22 protein-coding genes are annotated in these 24,539 nt (G+C 63.8%); 16 read left to right on the top strand and 6 right to left on the bottom strand.

Features of this window, described 5'->3' with window-relative positions; genetic code table 11:
* Positions 1-97: 97 nt before the first annotated feature.
* Positions 98-1,555: an Asp-tRNA(Asn)/Glu-tRNA(Gln) amidotransferase subunit GatB gene (gene gatB / locus V6F88_RS11775; RefSeq protein ID WP_046803058.1), complete on the top strand. Its 1,458-nt coding sequence runs from the start codon at positions 98-100 to the stop codon at positions 1,553-1,555.
* A 170-nt stretch (positions 1,556-1,725) separates the two neighbouring features.
* On the opposite strand, the gene pyrE is transcribed toward gatB, so the two are convergent.
* The gene (gene pyrE, locus V6F88_RS11770; RefSeq protein WP_332609659.1) at positions 1,726-2,424 is read right to left on the bottom strand and encodes an orotate phosphoribosyltransferase; all 699 of its coding nucleotides are present in this window, start codon (positions 2,422-2,424) and stop codon (positions 1,726-1,728) included.
* Between the two features lie 134 nt (positions 2,425-2,558).
* Between pyrE and V6F88_RS11765 the strand changes: the two genes are divergently transcribed.
* Both V6F88_RS11765 and gdhA read left to right on the top strand, forming a co-directional pair.
* Positions 2,559-3,347 (top strand): exodeoxyribonuclease III, encoded by a 789-nt coding sequence (locus tag V6F88_RS11765; RefSeq protein ID WP_332609658.1) that lies wholly within the window; start codon positions 2,559-2,561, stop codon positions 3,345-3,347.
* Positions 3,348-3,827: 480 nt separating this feature from the next.
* Entirely contained in the window at positions 3,828-5,171 is a 1,344-nt protein-coding gene (gene gdhA, locus V6F88_RS11760) for an NADP-specific glutamate dehydrogenase (protein ID WP_332609657.1), read from the top strand.
* A gap of 26 nt (positions 5,172-5,197) precedes the next feature.
* Here gdhA and V6F88_RS11755 read toward each other — a convergent pair whose 3' ends face one another.
* Together V6F88_RS11755 and V6F88_RS11750 are read right to left on the bottom strand one after the other, a co-directional pair.
* Complete coding sequence (locus tag V6F88_RS11755; protein ID WP_332609656.1) at positions 5,198-5,689, bottom strand: copper chaperone PCu(A)C; 492 nt, start codon at positions 5,687-5,689, stop codon at positions 5,198-5,200.
* 19 nt (positions 5,690-5,708) lie between these two features.
* A complete protein-coding gene (locus V6F88_RS11750; protein WP_332609654.1) occupies positions 5,709-6,608 on the bottom strand; it encodes a LysR family transcriptional regulator ArgP in 900 nt (299 codons plus the stop codon).
* A 148-nt stretch (positions 6,609-6,756) separates the two neighbouring features.
* Here V6F88_RS11750 and V6F88_RS11745 point away from each other — a divergent pair, with 148 nt between their 5' ends.
* The 6 genes from V6F88_RS11745 to V6F88_RS11720 all read left to right on the top strand — a co-directional run bounded on the left by V6F88_RS11745 (position 6,757) and on the right by V6F88_RS11720 (position 13,670).
* Entirely contained in the window at positions 6,757-7,389 is a 633-nt protein-coding gene (locus V6F88_RS11745; protein WP_332609652.1) for a LysE/ArgO family amino acid transporter, read from the top strand.
* A gap of 171 nt (positions 7,390-7,560) precedes the next feature.
* Positions 7,561-8,502 (top strand): LysR substrate-binding domain-containing protein, encoded by a 942-nt coding sequence (locus V6F88_RS11740; RefSeq protein ID WP_332609651.1) that lies wholly within the window; start codon positions 7,561-7,563, stop codon positions 8,500-8,502.
* Between the two features lie 321 nt (positions 8,503-8,823).
* Positions 8,824-9,987, top strand: a complete 1,164-nt coding sequence (locus tag V6F88_RS11735) for an ABC transporter substrate-binding protein (RefSeq protein ID WP_332609648.1) — start codon at positions 8,824-8,826, stop codon at positions 9,985-9,987.
* A gap of 140 nt (positions 9,988-10,127) precedes the next feature.
* Entirely contained in the window at positions 10,128-11,000 is an 873-nt protein-coding gene (locus V6F88_RS11730; protein ID WP_006216335.1) for a branched-chain amino acid ABC transporter permease, read from the top strand.
* Positions 11,001-11,003: 3 nt separating this feature from the next.
* Positions 11,004-12,929, top strand: a complete 1,926-nt coding sequence (locus V6F88_RS11725) for a branched-chain amino acid ABC transporter ATP-binding protein/permease (RefSeq protein WP_332609646.1) — start codon at positions 11,004-11,006, stop codon at positions 12,927-12,929.
* An 18-nt stretch (positions 12,930-12,947) separates the two neighbouring features.
* Positions 12,948-13,670: an ABC transporter ATP-binding protein gene (locus tag V6F88_RS11720; protein ID WP_046803048.1), complete on the top strand. Its 723-nt coding sequence runs from the start codon at positions 12,948-12,950 to the stop codon at positions 13,668-13,670.
* A 111-nt stretch (positions 13,671-13,781) separates the two neighbouring features.
* On the opposite strand, the gene V6F88_RS11715 is transcribed toward V6F88_RS11720, so the two are convergent.
* From V6F88_RS11715 to V6F88_RS11705, 3 genes are all read right to left on the bottom strand, one after another.
* On the bottom strand, positions 13,782-14,207 hold the full coding sequence (locus V6F88_RS11715; RefSeq protein WP_006216338.1) for an organic hydroperoxide resistance protein: 426 nt from the start codon (positions 14,205-14,207) through the stop codon (positions 13,782-13,784).
* Positions 14,208-14,408: 201 nt separating this feature from the next.
* The gene (locus V6F88_RS11710) at positions 14,409-14,882 is read right to left on the bottom strand and encodes a MarR family winged helix-turn-helix transcriptional regulator (protein WP_332609645.1); all 474 of its coding nucleotides are present in this window, start codon (positions 14,880-14,882) and stop codon (positions 14,409-14,411) included.
* A gap of 86 nt (positions 14,883-14,968) precedes the next feature.
* On the bottom strand, positions 14,969-15,676 hold the full coding sequence (locus tag V6F88_RS11705) for a Crp/Fnr family transcriptional regulator (RefSeq protein ID WP_332609644.1): 708 nt from the start codon (positions 15,674-15,676) through the stop codon (positions 14,969-14,971).
* Between the two features lie 169 nt (positions 15,677-15,845).
* On the opposite strand from V6F88_RS11705, the gene V6F88_RS11700 reads away from it, so the two are divergent.
* The 7 genes from V6F88_RS11700 (at position 15,846) to V6F88_RS11670 (ending at position 24,425) form a co-directional block, all read left to right on the top strand.
* Complete coding sequence (locus tag V6F88_RS11700; protein WP_332609643.1) at positions 15,846-17,822, top strand: AMP-dependent synthetase/ligase; 1,977 nt, start codon at positions 15,846-15,848, stop codon at positions 17,820-17,822.
* A gap of 5 nt (positions 17,823-17,827) precedes the next feature.
* Entirely contained in the window at positions 17,828-18,625 is a 798-nt protein-coding gene (locus V6F88_RS11695) for an ABC transporter ATP-binding protein (protein ID WP_046803043.1), read from the top strand.
* An 11-nt stretch (positions 18,626-18,636) separates the two neighbouring features.
* Positions 18,637-19,566 carry a branched-chain amino acid ABC transporter permease gene (locus tag V6F88_RS11690; protein WP_046803042.1) on the top strand — a complete coding sequence of 310 codons (930 nt, stop codon included), beginning with the start codon at positions 18,637-18,639 and terminating at the stop codon, positions 19,564-19,566.
* 24 nt (positions 19,567-19,590) lie between these two features.
* On the top strand, positions 19,591-20,655 hold the full coding sequence (locus tag V6F88_RS11685) for a branched-chain amino acid ABC transporter permease (RefSeq protein WP_006216344.1): 1,065 nt from the start codon (positions 19,591-19,593) through the stop codon (positions 20,653-20,655).
* A gap of 204 nt (positions 20,656-20,859) precedes the next feature.
* Entirely contained in the window at positions 20,860-22,200 is a 1,341-nt protein-coding gene (locus V6F88_RS11680) for an ABC transporter substrate-binding protein (RefSeq protein WP_332609640.1), read from the top strand.
* Positions 22,201-22,260: 60 nt separating this feature from the next.
* On the top strand, positions 22,261-23,139 hold the full coding sequence (locus V6F88_RS11675) for an ABC transporter ATP-binding protein (RefSeq protein ID WP_332609639.1): 879 nt from the start codon (positions 22,261-22,263) through the stop codon (positions 23,137-23,139).
* 17 nt (positions 23,140-23,156) lie between these two features.
* Positions 23,157-24,425: a phenylacetate--CoA ligase family protein gene (locus V6F88_RS11670; RefSeq protein WP_332609638.1), complete on the top strand. Its 1,269-nt coding sequence runs from the start codon at positions 23,157-23,159 to the stop codon at positions 24,423-24,425.
* Positions 24,426-24,539: the final 114 nt, after the last annotated feature.

Genomic DNA, 24,539 nt, shown 5'->3' with positions numbered 1-24,539 from the left:
CCTGCGCTCGAGGCTCCCGAAAGGGGCTGCCGGCGCCTGGGGCGGCCCGGGGCCGCTGGCATCGCAGCCGCGGCTCTACTGATTGGAACTACAGATAATGAACTGGGAAATCGTCATCGGCCTGGAAACGCACACCCAGCTTTCCACCGACTCCAAGATTTTTTCGGGCAGCAGCACGCAATTCGGCGCGGCGCCCAACACGCATGCCAACGAGGTCGACCTGGCGTTGCCGGGCAGCCTGCCGGTCATGAACCGGGGCGCGGCTGAACGCGCCATTCGCTTCGGCCTGGCGGTGGGCGCGACCATCGCGCCGCGCTCGGTCTTTGCGCGCAAGAACTACTTCTACCCCGACCTGCCCAAGGGCTATCAGATCAGCCAGTACGAATTGCCCGTCGTGGTGGGTGGCTCGCTGTCGTTCTTCGTCGGCGAAGAAGAAAAAACCATCAACCTGACGCGCGCGCATCTGGAAGAAGACGCCGGCAAATCGCTGCACGACGACTTCACGCTGGCCAACGGTTCGCCCGCCAGCGGCATCGACCTGAACCGCGCCGGCACCCCGCTGCTGGAAATCGTGACCGAGCCCGAAATGCGCTCGGCGGCCGAAGCCGTGGCCTACGCGCGCGCGCTGCACAGCCTGGTTGTCTGGCTGGGCATTTGCGACGGCAACATGCAGGAAGGCTCGTTCCGCTGTGACGCCAACGTGTCCGTGCGCCCGGTTGGCCAGAAAGAGTTCGGCACCCGCACCGAGATCAAGAACGTCAACTCGTTCCGCTTCCTGGAACGCGCCATCGTCTACGAAGCGCGCCGCCAGATCGAACTGATCGAGGACGGTGGCACGGTGGTGCAGGAAACGCGCCTGTACGACGCCGACCGCGACGAAACGCGCAGCATGCGCAGCAAGGAAGACGCGCACGATTACCGCTACTTCCCCGACCCCGACCTGCCCACGCTGGTGATCTCCAGCGCCTGGGTGGATGAGGTGCGCGCCGCCATGCCCGAACTGCCGGCCGCACAGCGCGCCCGCTTCGAATCGGAATACGGCCTGCCCGCCTACGATGCCGCCCAGCTGACCGTCAGCCGCGATCTGGCCGCGTACTTCCAGGCAGTGGCCAACGCCCTGCCGGCCGGCCAGGCCAAGCTGGCCGCGAACTGGGTCATGGGTGAAGTGTCCGCCGCCTTGAACAAGGACGAAAAGACCATCGCCGAATCGCCGGTGCAAGCGCCGGCGCTGGCGGCACTGATCAGCCGCATCATCGACGGCACGATCTCCAACAAAATCGCCCGCGAAGTCTTCGGCGCCATGTGGGCCGGCGAGAACGGCGGCGACGCGGACGCCATCATCGACGCTCGCGGCCTGAAGCAGATCAGCGACACGGGCGCCATTGGCGCCATGATCGACGAAGTGCTGGCCGCCAACCCGGCCATCGTGGAAGAGTACCGGGCGGGCAAGCAAAAGGCGTTCAACTCGCTGGTGGGCCAGATCATGAAGGCCGCGCGCGGCAAGGCCAACCCGCAGCAAGTAAACGACCTGCTCAAGGAAAAGCTGGGCGGCTGATACCCATACAGGGATCAGCCCTACAAAAGGCCGCGGCGCATTGCCGCGGCCTTTTGTTTTGCGGCGTTCCGATATTCGGCCAGACGCACGGCATCGCGGAACCCATGGTGGCCTATGGCTGACAAGGCGGCGCACCGCGCCACCGTTGCCGCTACCGGCCGGGCGCCGCCTTACTTCACCCCGTATTTGGTCCGATACGCCTGCACGGCATCGCGGTTTTCCGCGAAGGCGGCGTCGTCTTGCAGCAGGGCCATGATGTCCGACAGCGATGCAATCGCCACCACCGGAATGCCGTAGGTCTTGGCCACGTCCTGCACGGCGGAATGCGGCGACAGCGCGTCGTCGGGGCCCGCGCGTTCCATGCGGTCCATGGCGATCAGCACGGCGGCCGGCTCGGCGCCCGCGTTGCGGATGATCTCCACCGATTCGCGCACCGACGTGCCGGCCGTGATCACGTCGTCAATGATCACGACCTTGCCGTTGAGCGGCGCGCCGACCAGCGTGCCGCCTTCGCCGTGGTCCTTGGCTTCCTTGCGGTTGTAGGCAAACGGTACGTCGTTGCGCCCGTCCATCGCCGGGTGGCCCGCCAGCGCCACGGCCGTTGCGGTGGCCAACGGAATGCCCTTGTACGCAGGGCCGAACAGCATGTCGAACTGCACGCCGGAATCCAGCAGCGCCTGCGCGTAGAACTGCGCCAGTTTGCCCACCGCGCGGCCGCTGTTGAACAGGCCGGCATTGAAGAAATAGGGGCTGATCCGACCCGACTTGACCTTGAAGCTGCCAAAGCGCAGCACGCCTTCGTCGAGCGCGAAGCGAACAAATTCCAGGGAAGTGGGGCGAGACGGAGAGGGGGAAGCGGCGGCGGGCATGCGAGTGGGTCCGGTGGATGGCAAACCCCCGCATTTTATCCGTTGTCGGGGCTATTTCCTGCCCCCGCCGCGCAGTCGGTTAAATTCCTGGGCATTGTTCCGGCCCCTGGCGGCCGCTCTAGAGGAGTTTCGCTTTGCTGCGCATCACGTCGATCAATCTCAACGGCATCCGGTCCGCCTTTCGCAAGGGCCTGCAACCGTGGATGGAAAAGCACGCCGCTGACGTGCTTTGCCTTCAGGAAATCAAGATTGCCGACTCGGACCTTACCGAAGATCTGCGTCACCCGCCCGGCTACACCGGCCACTTCCACCATGCCGTCAAGAAAGGCTACAGCGGCGTGGGCATCTACCTGCGCGACGCCGCCGAACGCGTGAACATCGGCCTGGGCTGCGAAGAATTCGACCCCGAAGGCCGCATCATCCGCGCCGACTGGAAGAACCTGTCCGTCATCAGCGCCTACCTGCCCTCGGGCTCCAGCGGCGACGAGCGCCAACAGGCCAAGTACCGGTTCCTGGACCGCTTCGGTCCCTGGATCGACGCCCTGATGCATGAACACAAGACGACGGGCCGCGAATTCGTCATCTGTGGCGACTGGAACATCGCGCACAAGGAAATCGACCTGAAGAACTGGAAGGGCAATATGAAGAACTCGGGCTTCTTGCCCGAAGAGCGCGCATGGCTGACCGACGTGTTCGACAAGCGCGGTTTCGTGGACGTGTTCCGCACCATCGACGACCGGCCCGACCAATACACCTGGTGGAGCAACCGCGGCCAGGCCTGGGCCAAGAACGTCGGGTGGCGGATCGACTATCAGATCGCCACCCCGGGCATTGCCGCCCGCGCACGCAATGTCGCTATCTATAAAGACGAGCGTTTCTCGGACCACGCACCGCTGACGATCGATTATGACGCCACGCTGTAATGCCTTGGGGCGGCTCGCGCCAGGCGCGTCCGCCCTGCCGGCCTGGCCCGAACCGCATTCGGCGCCGCCCCTTACGAAAAAATTAATTGGGGACGCATAAACGCATTGGGCCGCGTTCGATATCCCGTCGCCACGCCTCAAACCCCTTTGTTTGCACGGCTTGGCGATGCTTCCGCCCCCGCCATCCCTGCCCGATAAAACAGGGACACATGCAAATACCCTGGGAAATCAATGCCCAGGCAATTCGTGGTGCATATTTTGACGCGAAAACGCCACGCCGCCGAATTATGCGTCCCTGTTTATTTGCGGAAAATTCGCTTTCTTTTCAAGGCCCTACAGCCGGTGCGACCCTTTGCGCAGGGCAACAAATTTCCCATACACTTGCGCACCATGACGGTGCAGCCAATGCACCAGAACAAGTAAACCGCGCCCCACAATGGCGCAAGACGCACCTATTCGTAGCACCCCGAGGAGATCAAGTTGAAAGTGCAGAGTCTGGACGACTTCCTGCGTGGCGTCGCCGCGCGCGACCCGCAGCAGCCCGAGTTCATGCAAGCCGTCCAAGAGGTGATGCTGAGCCTGTGGCCTTTCATCGAAAAGCACCCTCATTACGCCGAGCACGCCCTGCTTGAGCGCCTGGTTGAGCCGGAACGCGTAATCCAGTTCCGCGTGTGCTGGACCGATGACCGCGGCCAGGCGCAGGTCAACCGCGCCTTTCGCATCCAGCACAGCTCGGCCATCGGCCCCTTCAAGGGCGGCATGCGCTTTCACCCGTCGGTGAACCTGTCCATCCTCAAGTTCCTGGCGTTTGAGCAAACGCTGAAGAATTCGCTGACCACGCTGCCCATGGGCGGCGGCAAGGGCGGCTCGGACTTCGACCCCAAGGGCAAGTCCGACGCCGAAGTCATGCGTTTCTGCCAGGCGCTGATGATCGAGCTGTATCGTCACCTGGGTCCGGATACCGACGTGCCGGCCGGCGATATCGGCGTGGGCGCGCGCGAAGTCGGCTTCATGGCCGGCATGATGAAAAAGCTGTCGAACTCGACCGCCAGCGTCTTCACGGGCAAGGGCCTGACCTTTGGCGGCAGCCTGATCCGCCCGGAAGCCACCGGTTACGGCACCGTGTACTTCGCCGAGGAAATGCTCAAGCGCGTGGGCAAGTCGTTTGATGGCCTGCGCGTGTCGGTCTCGGGCTCGGGCAACGTGGCGCAGTACGCCATCGAAAAAGCCATGTCGCTGGGCGCCAAGGTCGTGACCGTGTCGGATTCGAACGGCACCGTGGTCGATGACGCCGGCTTCACGCATGAAAAGCTGGTGGCGCTGATGCACATCAAGAACGACCTGCGCGGCCGCCTGGACACCTATGCCCGGGAATTTGGGCTGAAGTACGAAGCGGGCAAGCGCCCGTGGCACGTGCCGGTCGACGTGGCGCTGCCGTGCGCCACCCAGAACGAACTGGAACTGGCCGATGCGCAAACGCTGATCAAGAATGGCGTGCTGTGCGTGGCGGAAGGCGCCAACATGCCGGCCACGCTGGATGCCGCCAAGGCCTTCATCGCCGCGCGCGTGCTGTACGCGCCGGGCAAGGCCACCAATGCGGGCGGCGTCGCGGTGTCGGGCCTGGAAATGGCGCAGAACTCCGCGCGCCTGGCATGGACGCGCGAAGAAGTGGATGCGCGCCTGCACGCCATCATGCGCGACATCCATGAGAACTGCGTGCGCCACGGCCACAGCGAGCGCGAATACGTCAACTACCTGGACGGCGCCAACATCGCCGGCTTCGTCAAGGTTGCCGACGCCATGCGTCAGCAGGGCTTGTACTGAACCGGGTGTGTCGGCGGGCGTCGCGCTTAGTGTTTCATCGCGCCGTGATCGTGGCTCATGCCGGGGTTATGTGACGCCGGCTTGACCTTGAATTGCACGGCGACTTCACCGGCCTTTTCAAACTTCAACGTGGCGGGCACGGTGGCGCCGTCCTTGAAAGGCGCGCGCAGCTTGATGAACATGACGTGATAGCCGCCCGGGCTCAGCTTGACCTCGGTATCGGCGGGCAGCGCGATGCCGCCTTCCACCTGACGCATCTTGGACACGCCGTTCTCGGTCTGCACCGTATGCAGCTCGACCCGCTCGGCGGCGTCGGACGTCACCGACACCAGGCGGTCCTCGGACTTGGCATCGTTGTCGATGTCCATGTAGCCCGCCCCATTCGACTGGCCCGGCGCCGACGCGCGCACCCAAAGGTCGTCGATCTCGATCTGGCCAACCTTGTAGTCCTTGGCCCACGCCGAGCCGGCCGTGCACAGGCCAATGGCGGCAATGAGTGCGAACTTGCGGATGTTCATGGGGTGTCCTCCTGGTGGGTTAACGCCGCCGTACCAAGCTGCGGGCGGCTGACAGAACCGAATCGGTCAAGGCTTCCATCGCCTCGGAGTTTACCCGCCAATGTTGCCAATACAGCGGCACATCCTCCCAGGCGCGGCCGCGAAGCATCATCAGATGACCGGCATCAAGGTGTTCCTGCACAAGCGGCAGCGGATTCATCGTCCAACCCAGTCCGCCCAGCGTGGCCTGCACGAACGCACGGGTGGACGGCACCCACCACACCGGCGGCTGCCACGGCGCCGGGTCCGAGATCTTGTGGGCAAACCGCGCCTGCAAGGCGTCCTTGCGGTTAAAGACCAGCACGGGCGCTTGCGCCAGCGTTTGCGCATTGACGCCCTGGGCGAAATAGCGCTTGTGGAAATCCGGCGTGCAGGTCGCCACATATCGCATGCTGCCCAGCGAATGGATACGGCAACCCTGAACCGGATCCGCCAGCGTCGTCACCGCCCCCAGCACCGAACCGTTGCGCAGCAGCGCGGCGGTGTGGTCCTGGTCTTCGGACAACATGTCCAGCGTGGCCCGCGTGCGTTGCGAGAACTGCAAGGCGGCGTCGACAAACCAGGTTTCCAGGCTGTCATGGTTGACGGCGATGGGGATGCTGGCGTGCGGCACGTCGTCGTCCGACACGCCCAGCCGGTTCAGCGCGTCGTGTTCCAGCAGCGCCGTCTGCTCGGCCAGTTGCACCAGCACCTGGCCATCGGCGGTGGCGGCGGCCGGCACGGTGCGCTGGACCAGCAGCCGGCCCATGCGGTCTTCCAGCGCCTTGATGCGCTGCGAGACGGCCGAGGGCGTCACGCTGAGCGATAGCGCCGCCCGCTCGAAGCTGCCTTCGCGCACCACCGCAGCCAGCGCCCGCAAGTTGCCATGATCAATTTTCACGGATTAGATTTCCTTAATTTAGTGAAGGAAAATTAGCTGTATTTCATTCGCCCGACAAGGGAAAATACGCTTTCGCCGAACTGCGCAATGCGGTCGGCGCCCTTCATAAAACGCCGCCACAGGCGTAGCAGTCACAGGTATTTGCATCATGTTCGCCACGTTGTCATCCCCCCTCTTTCTTACTGCCTGGGCCAGCGGAACGGCCACCGGGCTGGGTTTGTTCGCCGTTGTGGGCGCGCAAAGCGCGTTCATCCTGCGACAGGGCTTGATGCGCGCGCACCTGTTCAGCGTGGTCGCCATCTGCGCGTTGATCGACGCGGTGTTCATCTTTGCCAGCGTCTCCGGCCTGCAAGCCCTGACCGCCTGGTTTCCCTGGCTGACCACCGCCGTCCTGTGGTTCGGCGTGGCCTTTCTGTCGTGGTACGCATTGCAATCGGCTCGCCGCGCGTGGACGGCCACGGGCGGCCTTGCCGCCGCGCGTGACGTCGTGCCCTCGCGCCGCGCCGCGATGCTGGGCGCGCTGGGGTTTTCGCTGTTGAACCCGCACTTCTGGCTGGACATGGTAGTGGTGGGTTCACTGGCCCACGGCTTTGACGACGCGCGCATGGCATTCGCGGCGGGCGCCTTCACGGCCAGCCTGCTGTGGCTGGCCGTGCTGGGCATCGGCTCGCGCGTGTTCGCGCGTTTTTTCGCCAACGCATCGGCTTGGCGCGTGCTGGACGGCGTCATCGCCGTGGTCATGGCGGGCCTGGCGGCAAGCCTGGCGATCAAGGGCATCTGAACGGGGCCGGGCCGCGGGCGCGGCAGCTCCGCTTCACTCCGGGCGCGGCGTACGCCCTTCACTTCAGGGGCGTCGACCACGCTACCCTTCAGGCGCGGCGACCGCGCTTCACTTTTATAATGCGCCGTTGCCACTCTTTCGTCGGGCGCACGGCCGGCCCGCCAGACGATCATGCGCGGACCTTCCCCTTCCAAAGATGTGCGGCTGCCGCCCTTGGCCGCCATCCAGGCGTTTGAAGCCGCGGCGCGGCTGGGTTCTTTTGAACGCGCCAGCGAAGAACTCTTTGTCACCGCCAGCGCCATCGGCAAGCGCATCGCCGCGCTGGAAGCGATGCTGGACGTGTCGCTTTTCATCCGCAGCAGCCGGGGCGCTACCCTCAGCGCGGCCGGGCGCGACTACCTCAGCCAAGTCCGCACGGCTTTGGACCTGCTGTCCGACGCGTCGCTGCATCAGCGTGGCGAACCCAAACCCGAACCGCTGCGCGTGGTGTCCACGCCCACATTCGCCCGCCAGGTGCTGATCCCCTATCTGCCCGGCTTTACCGCCGCGCATCCCGATGTGGAATTGGAAATCCTGCTGTCCATTCCGTATCTGGACATCATGCCGCCCAACGCCGACGCGTGGGTGCGGTTCGGCAGCGGCAAATACCCCGGGCTGCACGCGCGCCAACTTACCGACGACCCGGTCTTTGCCGTGTGCTCACCCGCCTACCTGGCCTCGCGCGGGCCCTTCAACCGGCCTGAAGACCTGGCACGCGCCGAGCTGTTGCGCTGCCCGATGGAGCCCTGGCGGCCGTGGCTGGACGCCGCCGGCCTGGACTGGCCCGAGCCCTCGCGCGGCGTCTGGCTGGTGGACCTGGGCATGATGCTGGCCGCCGCCCGCGCGGGCCAGGGCGTAGCGCTGACGCGACGCAGCCTGGCGGCCGAATGGCTGGACGAAGGCAAACTGGTGCGCGTCACCCGCATCACCATCCCCGGCGAATCGCAGTACTACCTTTGCACCGAAGCGTCCCGCGCGCCGCGCAGTGCCGTCCAGGCGTTTTCCCTATGGCTGCAAGACGTCTGCAAACTGGCGGCCCAGGAACCGCGCGGCGTCCAGGCCGGCCAGGAATAAATTTCCAGTCGCGTGCGGAATGAATTTCCGCACGCCGACATCTCTCGCTGGCTAGGATGCCGCCAGCACCCGCTATCTGCCCGCTACCCCAACGACAACTTGCGCGCGCTGCATCGCGACGGCCGCCGGGAACCCGTGCGCACGTACTAGATGCGTACTAGGTATTTACGCGCAAAAGCCTCGCGCGGTCAGATTCCCGTAAGCGATTAAGCAGACAGTCACAACACGCAACACAGGAGAGCGCCGCATCACGCAACACGCCGATCAGCGCCGGCACACGGTTTTCCACGCAGTTCACTAATTACTACAACGGAGACATCCATGGATTTTCGTTTGAAGCTGCTAGCAGGAACCCTTGCATTTGCTGCATCGGCCGCGTCGTACGCCGCCGACCCCATCAAGATCGGCGTGGCCGGCCCGTACACCGGTGGTTCGTCCTCCATGGGCGTCAGCATGCGCGATGGCGTGCGCCTGGCCATTGAAGAGATCAACAAGAACGGCGGGGTGCTGGGGCGCCAGCTGGTTGCCGTCGAACGCGACGACGAAGCCAAGAACGAACGCGGCGTGCAGATCGCCCAGGAACTGATCAACAAGGAACAGGTGGCCGCCACCGTCGGCTACATCAACACCGGCGTGGCCCTGGCTTCGCAACGCTTCTACCAGGACGCCAAGATCCCCGTCTTCAACAACGTGGCTACGGGCAGCGTGATCACGCACCAGTTCAAAGCGCCGGAATACCCCGATAACTACGTGTTCCGCAATGCGGCGCATGACAGCATCCAGGCCCCGATGATCGTTGAAGAAGCGATCACCCGCCGTGGCTTCAAGAAAGTCGCCATCCTGGCGGATTCCACCAACTACGGCCAACTGGGCCGCGAAGATCTGGAAAAGGCGTTGAACGCCAAGGGCATCAAGGCCGTGGCGGTTGAGAAGTTCAACATCAAGGACGTCGACATGACGGCCCAGCTGTTGAAAGCCAAGGCCGCCGGCGCCGAAGCCGTGCTGACGTATGGCATCGGCCCCGAACTGGCCCAGATCGCCAACGGCATGACCAAGCTGGGCTGGAAGGTGCCGATCATCGGTAGCTGGACCTTGTCCATGGCCAACTACATCGACAACTCCGGCGCCAACGGCGAAGGCGCGCGCATGCCGCAAACCTTCATCCAGGACCCCGACTCGCCCAAACGCAAGGCGTTCATCGACGCCTACCTGTCCAAGTTCAAGCCCAAGAACAACCGCATCGACTCCCCGGTGTCGGCGGCGCAAGGCTATGACTCGGTCTTCCTGTTGGCGGCCGCCATCAAGCAGGCCAATTCCACCGACGGCGCCAAGGTGCGCGAAGCGCTGGAAAACCTGCAAACACCGGTCGAAGGCGTGGTGATGACCTACAACAAGCCGTTCACCCACGACAACCACGACGCCATCACGGCCAAGGAAGTGGTTATCGGCGAGGTCAAGGGCGGCCGCGTCGTCAAGGCCAACTAAGTGTGAAACAGCAGGAAGGCGGCGGCTGACCGGCCGCCGCCGCCCGTGCCCGGGCCATCGGCGCGGGGCATGCAGCCGCCTGAAAACAGCGTTCTGCCCAAGGGGGTTGGGACGGAACACAGCGCATCAAGACACACACCATGATTCTTCTACAGCTTATCTATAGCGGTATCGCGCTAGGCATGATCTATGCCGTGATTGCGTTCGGATACCAGCTCACCTTCGCCACGTCCGGCACACTGAACTTCGGTCAGGGTGAAGCCCTGATGCTGGGCGCGCTGGTCGGGCTGACGCTGGTCGGCCTGGGCGTGAACTACTGGGTCATGATTCCCATCGTCTGCATCTTCGGCTTCGCGCAGGGCGCACTGGTCGAACGCGTGGGCGTGCGGCCGGCCATCAAGACGCGATCGGAATTCGGCTGGATCATGGCCACCATCGCGCTGGGCATCATCTTCAAGAACGTGGCCGAGAACATCTGGGGCCGCGACGACCTGCGCTTTCCGTCGCCCCTGCCCGAAGCGCCCATCCAGGTGCTGGGCGCCAACGTGCTGCCGATGGAACTACTGGTGGTGTTCGGCGCGCTGGGCATGATGATCCTGGTTGAAATCTTCAACCGCAAGTCCATTTACGGCAAAGCCTTCGTGGCCACGTCGAACGATCGCGACGCGGCCGGATTGATGGGCATCAACACCGGCATGGTGATCACGTTTTCGTATGCGCTGTCGTCGCTGACCGCCGCGTTTGCCGGCGTGCTGGTCGCGCCGCTGACGTTGACCGGCGCCACGATGGGCGCGGTGCTGGGCTTGAAGGCGTTTGCCGTGGCGATCATCGGCGGCCTGTCCAGCGGCATGGGCGTGGTGGTGGGCGGGCTGATTCTGGGCATCGCCGAAACCACCACCGGTTTCTATCTGTCGACGGGGTACAAGGACGTGCCGGGATTGGTATTGCTGCTGCTTGTGCTGACCTTCAAGCCCGCCGGCCTGTTCGGCAAGACCGCGATCAAGAAGGTGTAAGCGATGAAACCCCTGCACCTCTTGCTGTCCGTCGTGGCCGTGGCCTGCCTGGCCGCCGTGCCCCTAGGCGTGACCAATACGTATTACCTGCACCTGATCGAAACAATCATGATCTATTCGATCCTGCTGTTCGGGCTCGATATCGTGGTGGGCTACACCGGCCAGGTGTCGCTGGGCCATGCCGGCCTGTTCGGCATCGGCTCGTACGTGGCCGGCGTGCTGTTCTTTCATCTGCAAATGCCGATCTGGGTGATTCTGCCCGCCGCCATCCTGATCGCGGCGGCCTTTGGCGCGGTGCTGGCGTTGCCGGCGCTACGCGTGACCGGGCCTTACCTGGCGATGGTGACGCTGGCGTTCGGCACCATCATCCAGATCCTGATCAACGAGATGACCTTCATGACCGAAGGCCCCTTGGGCATCAAGATTCCCAAGCCGTCCATCGGCGGGCACATCCTGACCAAAAGCGAGTACTTCTGGCTGGTGGGCGCGCTACTGGTGCTGTCGCTGATCGTCGTGCACCGCATCTTGAAGTCGCACCTGGGCCGCTCGTTCGAAGCGCTGCGCGACAGCCCGATTGCGTCCGACTGCATGGGCGTGTCGGTCTACCGGCACAAGGTGTTCGCGTTCGTGATCAGCGCCGGCTTTGCCGGGCTGGCGGGCGCGCTGTACTCGTATTCGGAACAGTACATCTCGCCCAACACATACAACTTCGAACTGACCATCCTGTTCCTGCTGGCCATCATCATGGGCGGGCGCAAAAGCCGCACGGGCGCGCTGCTGGGCGCATCCATCATCGTGCTGCTGCCCAAGATGCTGGACGACATCGGCACCTTCCGCCTGATCGCGCTGGCGGTCGCCATCCTGGTCACGGTGGGCAGCATCGTGGCCGTGTCCAAGGGCCGCGCCGAACCACGCCGCGTGGTCGTGCCCGTGGTGGGCACCATCGTGCTGGCCATTTTTTCGTACTGGCTGGAAGCCGTGACCGACTGGCGCCTGACGATCTTCGGCGCGATGATCCTGTTCGTGGTGTATTACCTGCCCGACGGCATCGTGGGCTTTGTGCGCAACCTGTTCTTCTCGAACCGCCGCGCGGCGCTGTCGGTGAAGACCGACCTGGTCAAGGAACAGGACGCGGTGCCGGACGCCGTGGTGGCGGGCAAGGGCGAGACGCTGCTGTCCGCCAAGCGCGTGCTGATGCAGTTTGGCGGCCTGAAGGCGCTGAACGAAGTGGACCTGACCATCAAGCGCGGCACCATCCACGGCCTGATCGGCCCGAACGGATCGGGCAAGAGCACGATGATGAACGTGCTGACCGGCATCTATGTGCCGACCGCCGGCGCGGTGGAATTTTCGGGCAAGTCGCTGGTGGGCCTGCCGCCGGCCGATATCGCCGCCACCGGCATCGCGCGCACGTTCCAGAACGTGCAGCTGTTTGGCGAAATGACGGCACTGGAAAACGTGCTGGTCGGCCTGCACCACACCTTCACCACCGGCCTTGCCGGCATTGCGCTGCGCACGCCGAAGTGGAAGGGCGAAGAGCAAGGCGCCCGCGCTCGCGCCATGGCGCTGCTGGAATTCGTGGGGCTGGAATCCCTGGCAAGCGAAGAAGCCCGCAACCTGCCCTACGGCAAGCAACGATTGCTGGAAATCGCGCGTGCGCTGGCGCTGGACCCGCAGCTGCTGCTGCTGGACGAGCCCGCCGCCGGGCTTACCGCGCCCGACATCGTCGAGCTGCTGGCCATCATCCGCAAGGTGCGCGACCACGGCATCACGTTGATCCTCATCGAACATCACATGGATGTGGTGATGGGAGTGTGCGACACCGTATCGGTGCTGGACTTTGGCCAGAAGATTGCCGAAGGCCTGCCGAACGAAGTGCAAAGCAACGCCAAGGTTATCGAGGCGTATCTGGGCGGCGCGCCCGCCTGACGCCAAGAGGACGACAAGATGCTATCGATCAAGAATCTGGAAGCGGGCTACGGCAAGGTCAAGGTGCTGCATGGCATCAGCATGGAGGTGCCCAAGGCCAAGGTGGTGACGCTGATCGGCTCCAACGGCGCCGGCAAGACCACGACGATGCGGGCGCTGTCGGGCATGATCCGGCCCACGGCGGGCGAGGTCACGCTGAGCGGCAAGCGCATTGATGGTCTGGAATCGCACCGCATCGCGCGGCTGGGCCTGGCGCATTCGCCCGAAGGCCGGCGCGTGTTTCCCACGCTGTCGGTGACCGACAACCTGCTGTTGGGTGCGTTTCCGCGCCTGACGGGCAGCCGCCCCAAGGGCGATGTGCAGGCCGACCTGGGCCGCGCCATGGATCTGTTTCCGCGCCTGAAGGAACGGCGCGATCAACTGGCCGGCACCTTGTCGGGCGGCGAACAGCAAATGCTGGCCATGGCGCGCGCCGTGATGCTGAACCCGGAACTGGTGTTGCTGGACGAGCCGTCGATGGGGCTGGCGCCCATCTTGGTGGAAGAGGTGTTCCGCATCATCGCGCGCTTGAAGGATGAGGGCGTGACGATGCTGCTGGTCGAACAATTTGCCGCGGCCGCCTTGCAGGTGGCCGACTACGGCTACGTGCTGGAGAACGGCCGGATCTCGGTGCACGGTAGCGCCGACAAGTTGCGCGACGACCCGGCGGTGGTGGCGGCGTACCTGGGCGGCGGGCATTAACAACGAAAAACGCGACGGGCCGTGCGTTCAACACGGAACCGTCGCGTCTGCTTCCGCCCGCTTCTATCCGGGCGGCTGGCGCGGGGTGCGCGTCGCAGCGCGCAACGACGCTTAGACGATGGTCAGCGTCACGTCGATGTTGCCGCGCGTGGCGTTCGAGTATGGGCAAACAATGTGCGCTGCCGCCACCAGCTTTTCGGCCTGTTCGCGGTCCATGCCCGGCAGGGAAATCTTCAATTCGACTTCGATGCCGAAGCCGGTCGGGATGGCGCCGATACCCACGATGCCGTTCACCGACACGTCGGCCGGGATGGCGATCTTGTCGCGGCCGCCAACGAACTTCATTGCGCCCAGGAAGCAGGCGGAGTAGCCCACTGCGAACAGCTGTTCAGGGTTGGTGCCGGCGGCGCCCGCGCCGCCCAGTTCACGCGGCGTGGTCAGCTTGACGTCCAGGTTGCCGTCGTCGCTGACGCCACGGCCTTCACGGCCACCGGTGGCGGTTGCATTGGCGCGGTAGAGGACTTTTTCGATAGACATGATGCGTTTCCTTTGTAGGATGAAAGTTGAACTGCCTGGGCCGGGCGGGCCTTCCCGCATCGGCGCTTACTGATGGACTGCTAACCCACTGCAAACCTGCTTCAGACCTGCTTCAAATCGGTTTCAATTCCATTTACATCGCACACTACTATATCGTGCACTATTTATTAGATCGGATGATGACACGCATCACCCCACACTTCAAACACTATCAACCAGCTTTTCCCGCAATGCGTGCAGCGCCTTCATCATGCCCTGGGCTTCGTCCAGCGAGCACTGGGCGGCGGCAGCCACGGAATGCGGCACGGCTTCGGCCTGCTCGCGCAGATCACGGCCTTGCTGCGTCAGCCCCACGATCACCTGGCGTTCGTCGTCCACCGCGCGCTTGCGGGTCACCAGACCGGCGGCTTCCAGACGCTTGAGCAGCGGCGTCAGCGTGGCCGAATCCAGGAACAGCCGGGCGCCGATATCGGTCACCGTGATGTCGTCCCCTTCCCACAGCACCAGCATCACCAGGTACTGCGGATACGTCAGGTCCAGCCCGCGCAGCAGCTTGCGGTACACCTTGTTCATCGCCAGCGAGGTCGAGTACAGGGCGAAGCACAGTTGGCTGTCCAGCAGCAGCGGGTTGAACGCGCTTTTGGCTTTGGTGGGCGCTTTCGCTTTGGATTTCATTGCGCAATATTAAATAGCGCACTATTTAACGTCAAGGCTTTTTTGAATATTTTTTGAGGGCTTCGGAACATCACACCGCCCTGCCTTCAGGCCGCGTGTTCGCCTTCCACGGTACTGCGGTCCGACCCGTATTGTTTCAGTCCGTCCAGATCCAGCACGCGTACCGCGCCGTATTCCACGTTCAACAGACCCGCCTCTTCCAGTTTGCGCAGCGCCTGATTCGCACGCTGGCGCGACACCCTGGCCAGATAGCCGACTTCTTCTTGCGTAATCGTCAGCCGCATTCCCATGCCGGGATACAGCAAAGGATTGAACAGTTCAGCCAGACAGCGGGCCACGCGTGCATCAGGATCCAGCAAGCGGTCGTATTCGGCCTTGCCGATGAACTGCGCCACGCGCTCGTTCAGCTGATGCAGCAGATAACGGTTGAACGGAATGCTGGTGTCCAGCAGCCAGTCGAATGTGGGCGCCGGCAGCCGCGCCACGACGGAATCGCGCAGCGCGACGATGTCATATTTGCGGACTTCGCGCTTCAAGAGCGACCCTTCGCCGATCCAGCCGCCGGCGGGTACGCCCGTCAACGAGGCGACCTTGCCTTCCGCGTTGCCCACCGACACTTTCACCAAGCCGGCCAATACACCAATCCAAGCCTGTGCGAGTTCCCCTTTGCGCTCTATGATCGATCCGGCAACGACTTGCTGCACGGACAGGTCCCGCTCGACGCGCGATTGTTGCTCGGCGTTGAGCACGCGAAACCACGCCGCGGCAAGTTGAAGGGAGTCGGATAGCTGCATCGGGAATACCCTAAAAGTTCCTTGAATGTCGCGATGGTGACAGTTGGTAGCAACCCAACCTTATACCTTAAGTCCTGCCGTAAATCTAAAACCAACTGGTCAAGCCCCTACTCGCCAATGCCGCATCCGCGGCGCGCCGGCGCGGTGTGCCCAAACCGGAGGAGACAACGTGGCACATTCATCGCCCGCATCCGCACAGGTGCCGGCGGCGCTGGACACCTTTCCAGCGCTGCTGTTCGCGCATGCCAATGTACGTGGGTCGCGGCCCGCGATCCGAGAGAAAGACCTGGGGATCTGGCAAACCCTGACGTGGTCCCAGGTGGCCGAGCATGTACGCCATGTGGCCAATGGCCTGGCGGCGCTGGGCATTCGGCCTGGCATGCACGTGGCCGTCATCGGCGAGAACCGGCCGCGTCTGTACATGGCGATGATGGCCGCGCAATCGTTGGGCGCGATTCCCGTGCCGCTTTATCAAGACGCCGTCGCGCAGGAAATGGTCTACGTGCTGCAAGACGCCGAGATCAGCGTGGCGGTGGTGGAAGACCAGGAACAGGTCGACAAGATGCTGGAAGTGCGCGAGCAATGTCCGGCCTTGAAGCACGTGGTGTTTGATGACCCGCGCGGCCTGCGCCATTACTCCGATTCCATGTTGCAGTCGTATGAACAGCTGGAGAAGCTGGGCCAGGACTACGCGGCCCAACATCCCGACTTTCTTGACCGCGCCATCGCCGCCGTGCAGCCGCACGACCCGGCCGCCATGTTCTATACGTCGGGCACCACCGGCAAGCCCAAGGGCGTGGTGCTGACGCACCATGCGCTGATCGACCGCGCGCGCGCCGTGTCCGACATGGAAAAGCTGACCGACCAGGAAGACGTGCTGGCGTATCTGCCTCCCGCCTGGATCGGGCAGAACATGTTCTCGTATACGCAGCTGCTGGTCACGGGCTTCACGGTCAACCATCCCGAATCGCCGGACACCGTGTCGATCGACATGCGCGACATCGGTCCCACTTACTACTTCGCGCCGCCGCGCGTGCTGGAAGGCCTGCTGACGCACGTGATGATCCGCATGGAAGACGCGGGCTACATCAAGCGCAAGCTGTTCGGCGCCTGCATGAAGCTGGCGCGTCGCGTGGGCACCAAGATCCTGGACGGCGAATCCGTCAACGCCTGGGATCGCCTGCGCTATGCGCTGGGCAATGCGTTGATCTACGGCCCCTTGCGCAACGCGCTGGGCATGAGCCGCGTGCGCGTGGCGTATACGGCGGGCGAAGCCATCGGCCCGGACCTGTTCGTGTTCTATCGGTCTATCGGCATCAACCTGAAGCAGTTGTACGGCTCGACGGAAACGTCCGTGTTCGTCTGCGTGCAACCCGACGGCAAGGTGCGCGACGACACCGTCGGCCCGCCCGTGGCCGGCGTTGAAATACGCGTGGCGGACAACGGCGAAATTCTGGTCAAGAGCCCCGGTCTGTTCAAGGAGTACTACCGCAACCCGGACGCCACGGCGGAAGCGCGCAGCGCCGACGGCTGGTTCCACACGGGTGACGCGGGCTACCTGGACACCGACGGCCAGTTGAAGATCATCGACCGCGCCAAAGACGTGGGCAAGCTGGCCAACGGCAGCCTGTTCGCGCCGAAGTACATCGAGAACAAGCTCAAGTTCTTCCAGCACATCAAGGAAGCCGTGGCCTTTGGCGCCAACCGCGACGACGTATGCGCCTTCATCAACATCGACCTGGAAGCCGTGGGCAACTGGGCCGAGCGCCGGGGCCTGCCGTATGCGGGCTACACCGACCTGGCCGCCAAGGAAGAGGTCTACCAGCTGATCGCCGAATGCGTTGAGCAAGTCAACGCCGATCTGGCCACCGACCCCAAGCTGTGCGCGTCCCAGGTCAGCCGCTTTTTGATCCTGCACAAGGAACTGGACCCGGACGACGACGAGCTGACCCGCACGCGCAAGGTGCGCCGCGCATTCATCGCGCAGAAATACGGCGTGCTGATCGACGCCCTGTTCAGCGGCAAGCAGTCGCAGTTCATTGAAACCGAAGTGAAGTTCGAAGACGGACGCACCGGCAAGATCTCAGCTGACCTGAAGATCTGGCCCGTCAAGACGTTTCCCGCCATCACAGCCCGAGCCGCGTAGAGATCATGAGCAACAACGACCGCGACCAGCGTATCGGCGACGTCATGCTGGACATGCAGAACATCTCGTTGTCCTTTGGCGGCGTGAAAGCGCTGACGGACATTTCCTTCAACGTGCGCGAGCACGAGATCCGCGCCATCATCGGCCCCAACGGCGCGGGCAAGAGTTCCATGCTGAACGTCATCAACGGCGTCTACACGCCGCAGAAAGGCGGGATCGCATTCCGTGGCGAGAGTTTCTCGAAGATGAACCCGCGCCGCGCCGCCGAAATGGGCATCGCGCGCACGTTCCAGAACCTGGCGCTGTTCAAGGGCATGAGCGTGCTGGACAACATCATGACGGGCCGCAATCTGCGCATGAAGTGCGGGCTGCTGTCGCAAGCTTTCCGCCTGGGCCCGGCCGAACGCGAAGAGACCCAACACCGGGAATTCGTCGAGAACATCGTCGACTTCCTGGAAATCCAGGCGTATCGCAAGACGCCGGTGGGCCGGCTGCCCTACGGCCTGCAAAAGCGTGTGGACCTGGGCCGCGCACTGGCGATGGAGCCGCGCCTGTTGTTGCTGGACGAACCCATGGCCGGCATGAACATCGAGGAAAAGCAGGACATGAGCCGCTTCATCCTGGATGTGAATGATGAATTCGGCACCACCATCGTGCTGATCGAGCACGACATGGGCGTGGTGATGGACATTTCCGACCGCGTGGTGGTGCTGGACTACGGCAAGAAGATCGGCGATGGCCGCCCGGACGAAGTCCGTGCGAACGAAGACGTCATCCGCGCCTATCTCGGCGTGTCGCACTAAGGCGGACAGACATGGGATTTTTTCTAGAGACCTTATTCGGCGGCTTGATGAGCGGCATGATGTATGCGCTGATCGGCCTGGGCTTCGTGTTGATCTTCAAGGCGTCCGGCGTCTTCAACTTCGCGCAGGGCGCGATGGTGCTGGTGGCCGCCTTGTCGATGGCGCGTTTCTCGGAATGGATACCGCGCTGGCTGGGCTTTGACAACATGATCCTGGCCAACGTGCTGGCGTTCATCGTCAGCGCCATGGTGATGTTCCTGCTGGCCGTTGCGATTGAACGCTTTGTGCTGCGCCACCTGGTCAACCAGGAAGCCACCACGCTGTTGATGGCGACGCTGGGCATCAGCTACTTCCTGGACGGGCTGGGCCAGATCACGTTCGGCAGCTCGGTGTATTCCATCAACGTGGGCATGCCGAAAGACCCGCTGATGATTCTGGACACGGTCTTCGAAGGCGGCTTGCTGATCAACCTTGAAGACCTGACAGCGGCTGTCATCGCCGCGCTGCTGGTGGCCACGCTGGCGCTGTTCTTTCAATACACGTCCACCGGCCGCGCCCTGCGCGCGGTGGCCGACGACCACCAGGCCGCGCAGTCCATCGGCATTCCGCTGAATCGCATCTGGGTCATCGTGTGGTGCGTGGCGGGCCTGGTGGCGCTGGTGGCGGGGATTATCTGGGGCTCGAAATTTGGCGTGCAGTTCACGCTGTCCACCGCGGCGCTGCGCGCGTTGCCGGTGGTGATCCTGGGCGGCTTGACGTCGGTGCCGGGCGCCATTCTGGGCGGCTTGATCATCGGCGTGGGGGAAAAGCTGTCCGAGGTCTACCTGGGGTCGCTCGTGGGCGGCGGTATCGAAATCTGGTTCGCCTATGTGCTGGCGCTGGTGTTCCTGCTGTTCCGTCCGCAAGGGCTGTTCGGCGAGAAGATCATCGACCGCGTGTAAACCACAGGCCACTAGGATAAAAACATGTTCTATCGTGAAAACGGCCAGTTCAAGACCACGTACCGGGCGGACCAGCAGATCTTCCCGATCCGCCAGGACCGCATCTTCATCTGGTTACTGCTGGCGGTGGCGTTCATCGCCGTGCCCGCGCTGTCGTCCGACTACCTGCTGCGCGCCATTCTGATTCCGTTCCTGATCCTGTCCCTGGCGGCGGTCGGCCTGAACATCCTGGTCGGCTATTGCGGGCAGATCTCGCTGGGCACGGGCGCCTTCATGGCGGTGGGCGCGTATGCAGCCTGGAACTTCGGCGTGCGCTTTCCGGGCATGCCGCTGATCATCCAGATCTTGCTGGGCGGCTGCTTCGCCACGCTGGTCGGCGTGATCTTCGGTATCCCCAGCCTGCGGATACGCGGGCTATACCTGGCGGTGGCGACACTGGCCGCGCAGTTCTTCGTGGACTGGGCGTTCCTGCGCATTCCGTTCTTCACCAACTATTCGTCTTCGGGCAACGTGTCGGTGCCGCCGCTGACGGCGTTCGGCCTGCCGGTGCAATCGGCCATGGAAAAGTACCTGTTCGTGCTGATCCTGGTGGTGATCTTCAGCCTGCTGGCCAAGAACCTGGTGCGCGGCGCGATCGGCCGCCAATGGATGGCGATACGCGACATGGACGTGGCGGCGTCGGTCATCGGCATCCGCCCCATGTACGCAAAGCTGACGGCGTTTGCGGTCAGCTCGTTCATCGTGGGCGTGGCGGGCGCGCTGTGGGGCTACATCCACCTGGGTTCGTGGGAACCGCTGGCGTTTGACCTGACGCGCTCGTTCCAGCTGCTGTTCATGGTCATCATCGGGGGGCTGGGCTCGATCATCGGCAGCTTCTTCGGCGCGGCGTTCATCGTGCTGGTGCCGGTGGCGCTGTCGAACATCCCGCATGCGCTGGGCATCCCGCTGTCGGTGGACACCGCCGCGCACATCGAGCACATGGTGTTCGGCGCGCTGATCGTGTTCTTCCTGATCGCCGAACCGCACGGGCTGGCGCGCTTGTGGAGCATCGGAAAAGAAAAGCTGCGCATCTGGCCGTTCCCGCATTGAACGAGATGCCCCCCCGAAGCGCCGTTGGCGCTTGCCATCAAGGGGCCACTCGGAGGTACTGAGGCAACACGCGATAAGAGCTTATTGATCAACGGCTGTCGGGGCGGCACAAGCGCCACGGCGACCATCCTGAATACCCGGCTCAAGACCGGGCCAATCCCGGTGTCCCAGGGTTTACTGACCCAAGCACCACGCAGGAGGTAAATGGAGATGAAGCGTCTTAACCTGAAGTTGGCGGCAGCCCTGGTGGCCGCAGCCGGCGCCCTTGGCGCCGTGGCCACGCCGGCAATGGCGGCCGAAGAGCAGTTCGTTCCGTTGCTGGTGTATCGCACCGGGTCGTTCGCGCCGCTGGGCATTCCCTGGGCCGATGGCAAGCTGGACTACCTGAAGCTGGTCAACGAACGTGATGGCGGCGTCAACGGCGTCAAGATCACCTACGAAGAATGCGAAACCGCCTACGCCACCGACCGCGGCGTGGAATGCTATGAACGCCTGAAGGGCAAGGGCACCGGCGCATCGGGCTTTGACACCCAGTCCACCGGCATCACTTTCGCCGTCAGCGACAAGGCCATGGTCGACAAGGTGCCGGTTGAAACGATGGGCTACGGCCTGTCGCAGTCGGTGGACGGCAGCGTGTTCGAATGGAACTTCCCGCTGCTGGGCACCTACTGGACCGCTGCCGACGTGATGATCCAGGACATCGCCAAGAAAGAGGGCGGCATGGACAAGCTCAAGGGCAAGAAGATTGCCCTGGTCTATCACGACTCGCCCTACGGCAAGGAACCGATCCCGCTGCTGCAAAAGCGCGCGGCCAAGGAAGGCTTCGAGCTGGTGCTGTATCCCGTGACCGCCCCCGGCGTGGAACAGAAGTCCACCTGGTTGCAGATCCGCCAGGCGCGCCCGAACTACGTGCTGCTGTGGAGCGCGGGCATCATGACGCCCACCGCCATCCGCGAAGCGCAGGCCAGCGGCTATCCGCGCGACAAGATGTACGCCATCTGGTGGGCCGGCTCTGAAGGCGACGTCAAAGACCTGGGCGATGTCGCCAAGGGCTACAACGCCATCACCGTGCACAACAGCGGCGCCGACCACGACAAGGTCTACGACGACCTGAAGAAGTTTGTCTACGACAAGGGCCAGGGCGCGGACAAGACCGGCAAGACCACGCTGGGCACCATCGCCCACACGCGCGGCATGATGATTTCGATGCTGCAAGTGGAAGCGATCCGCACGGCGCAGGAAAAGTACGGCAAGGGCAAGGCGTTGACGCCCGAGCAGGTGCGCTGGGGTTTTGAAAACCTGAACCTGACGCAGGACAAGCTGGACAAGCTGGGTTTTGGCCAGATCATGCGCCCCGTGAAGACCTCGTGCAGCAACCACAAGGGCGACGACTGGGCCCGCATCGTGCAGTGGGACGGCGCCAAGTTCAAGGTGGTGTCCGACTGGTACCAGGCCGACAAGACGATTCTGGACCCGATGGTCAAGGACGCCGCGGCCAAGTACGCCAAGGAAAAGAACATCACGCCCCGCACTTGCGAGAACTGATGTGAACCGACGGCCGGCGTCCTTGGGGATGCCGGCCGCCACCACGCCGCAGGAATCGTCATGACCGCTGCATCTTCCGCTGCATTCTCCGCCGCACCTTCCGCAGCAACCCCGGTTGCCGCCCCTGCCGCCGCGCCCTCGGTGCTGCTGGACGTCAACGGCATCGAGGTGATCTACAACCACGTGATCCTGGTGCTCAAGGGCGTGTCCCTGCAAGTGCCGGAAGGCAAGATCGTGGCCTTGCTGGGCGCCAACGGCGCCGGCAAGACCACGACGCTGCGCGCGATTTCGAACCTGCTCAAGGGCGAACGCGGCGACGTCACCAAGGGCCATATCCAATACCGGGGCCAGCGTATCGAACGCCTGTCGCCGGCCGAGCTGGTCAAGCGCGGCGTCGTGCAGGTGATGGAAGGCCGCCACTGTTTCGCGCACCTGACCATCGAGGAAAACCTGCTGACGGGCGCCTACACCCGCAGCATGAGCCGCGCCGATACCGCCGCCGCGCTGGAACGCGTCTATCAGTATTTCCCGCGCCTGAAGCAACGTCGCACCAGCCAGTCGGGCTACACGTCGGGCGGTGAACAGCAGATGACCGCCATCGGTCGCGCGCTGATGGCCAACCCCAACATGATCCTGCTGGACGAGCCCTCGATGGGGCTCGCGCCGCAGATCGTGGAAGAAATTTTTGAAATCGTGCGCGACCTGAACCAGCGTGAACGCGTGAGCTTCCTGCTGGCGGAACAGAACACCAACATCGCGCTGCGTTATGCCGACTACGGCTACATCCTGGAGAACGGACGCGTCATGATGGACGGGGCCGCGCTGGATCTGGCCCAGAACGAGGACGTGAAGGAGTTCTACCTGGGCATTTCCAGCGGAGAACGCAAGAGCTTTCGCGACAACAAGTTCTATCGCCGCCGCAAACGCTGGCTGGCCTGAAGAGAGGGTGCGATCCCATGTCCGAGTTTTTCGATGTACTGGAAACCCGTGCGCCCGAGCAACGCGAGCGCGAATTGATGGCGGCCTTGCCCGCCGCGATTTCGCGCGCCATTGCGCGTGCGCCGGCAATCGCCGAGCAGCTGCGCGGCGTTGACCCGGCCAGCATCACGACGCGCGCGGCCCTTGCCCGCCTGCCGGTGCTGCGCAAGCACGAACTGCTGGAACGCCAGCAGCACAGCCGCGACGACGACGCCACGCCCGCCGGCCCCGGCAAGGCGTTCGGCGGCTTCTCGGCCATTGGCTGGGGCGAGGCGATGCGCGTGTTTGCGTCGCCCGGCCCCATCTACGAACCGGAAAGCGCGCGCGCCGATTACTGGCGCTTTGCCCGCGCGCTGTACGCGGCGGGTTTTCGCGCGGGCGAGCTGGCCTACAACTGCTTTTCCTATCACTTCACGCCGGCCGGCTCCATGATGGAAACGGCGGCGCACGCCGTGGGCTGCACCGTGTTTCCGGGCGGCACCGGCCAGACCGAGCAACAGGTGCGCGCTATTCAGGACCTGGCGCCCAGCGGTTACACGGGCACGCCAAGCTTTCTGAAAATCATCTTGGAAAAGTCGGACGAACTGGGCGTGAAGCTGGGCTCGTTGCGGCGTGCGCTGGTGTCGGGCGAAGCCTTCCCGCCGTCGCTGCGCGACTGGCTGGCGGCGCGCGGCATCGACGGTTATCAGGCGTACGGCAGCGCCGACCTGGGCATGATTGCGTTTGAAACTCCCGCGCGCCAGGGGCTGGTGCTGGGCGAAGACATCATCGTGGAAATCGTGCGCCCGGGCACGGGCGAACCGGTGCCAGACGGCGAGGTCGGCGAAGTGGTCGTCACCACCTTGAACCCGGACTACCCGCTGGTGCGCTTTGGCACCGGCGATCTGTCGGCGGTCATGCCGGGCATCTCGCCTTGCGGGCGCACCAACACGCGCATCAAGGGCTGGATGGGCCGCGCCGACCAGACGACCAAGGTGCGCGGCATGTTCGTGCACCCCTCGCAAGTGGCGGACGTGGCGCGGCGCCATCCCGAGATCCTGCGCGCGCGGCTGGTCATCAGCGGCAGCACGGGGTCGGACCGGATGGTGTTGAAGGTGGAATCGCGCGTGCGCGGCGAAGACCTGTCCAAGCGCATCGCGGAATCGGTGCGCGATGTGACCAAACTGCGCGCCGACGTGGAATGGGCGGATGCCGACAGCCTGCCCAACGACGGCAAGGTCATCGACGACGTGCGCACGTACGAGTAACGCGAAGGCCGCGACGGCCTAGCGCTGTCGGGTCTTTTCGATCACCGCGAAGATCGCCATGCCCGCGATCATCGCGGCCAGAACGATCAGCGCGTCCGGCACGGGGTAAAGGCG

It is taken from the genome of Achromobacter sp. ESBL13, from assembly GCF_036668755.1.
In the GTDB taxonomy this organism is placed as follows: domain Bacteria; phylum Pseudomonadota; class Gammaproteobacteria; order Burkholderiales; family Burkholderiaceae_B; genus Achromobacter.
Note: the sequence above shows the minus strand (reverse complement) of the source record. Positions and strands in the feature narration are given on the sequence as shown.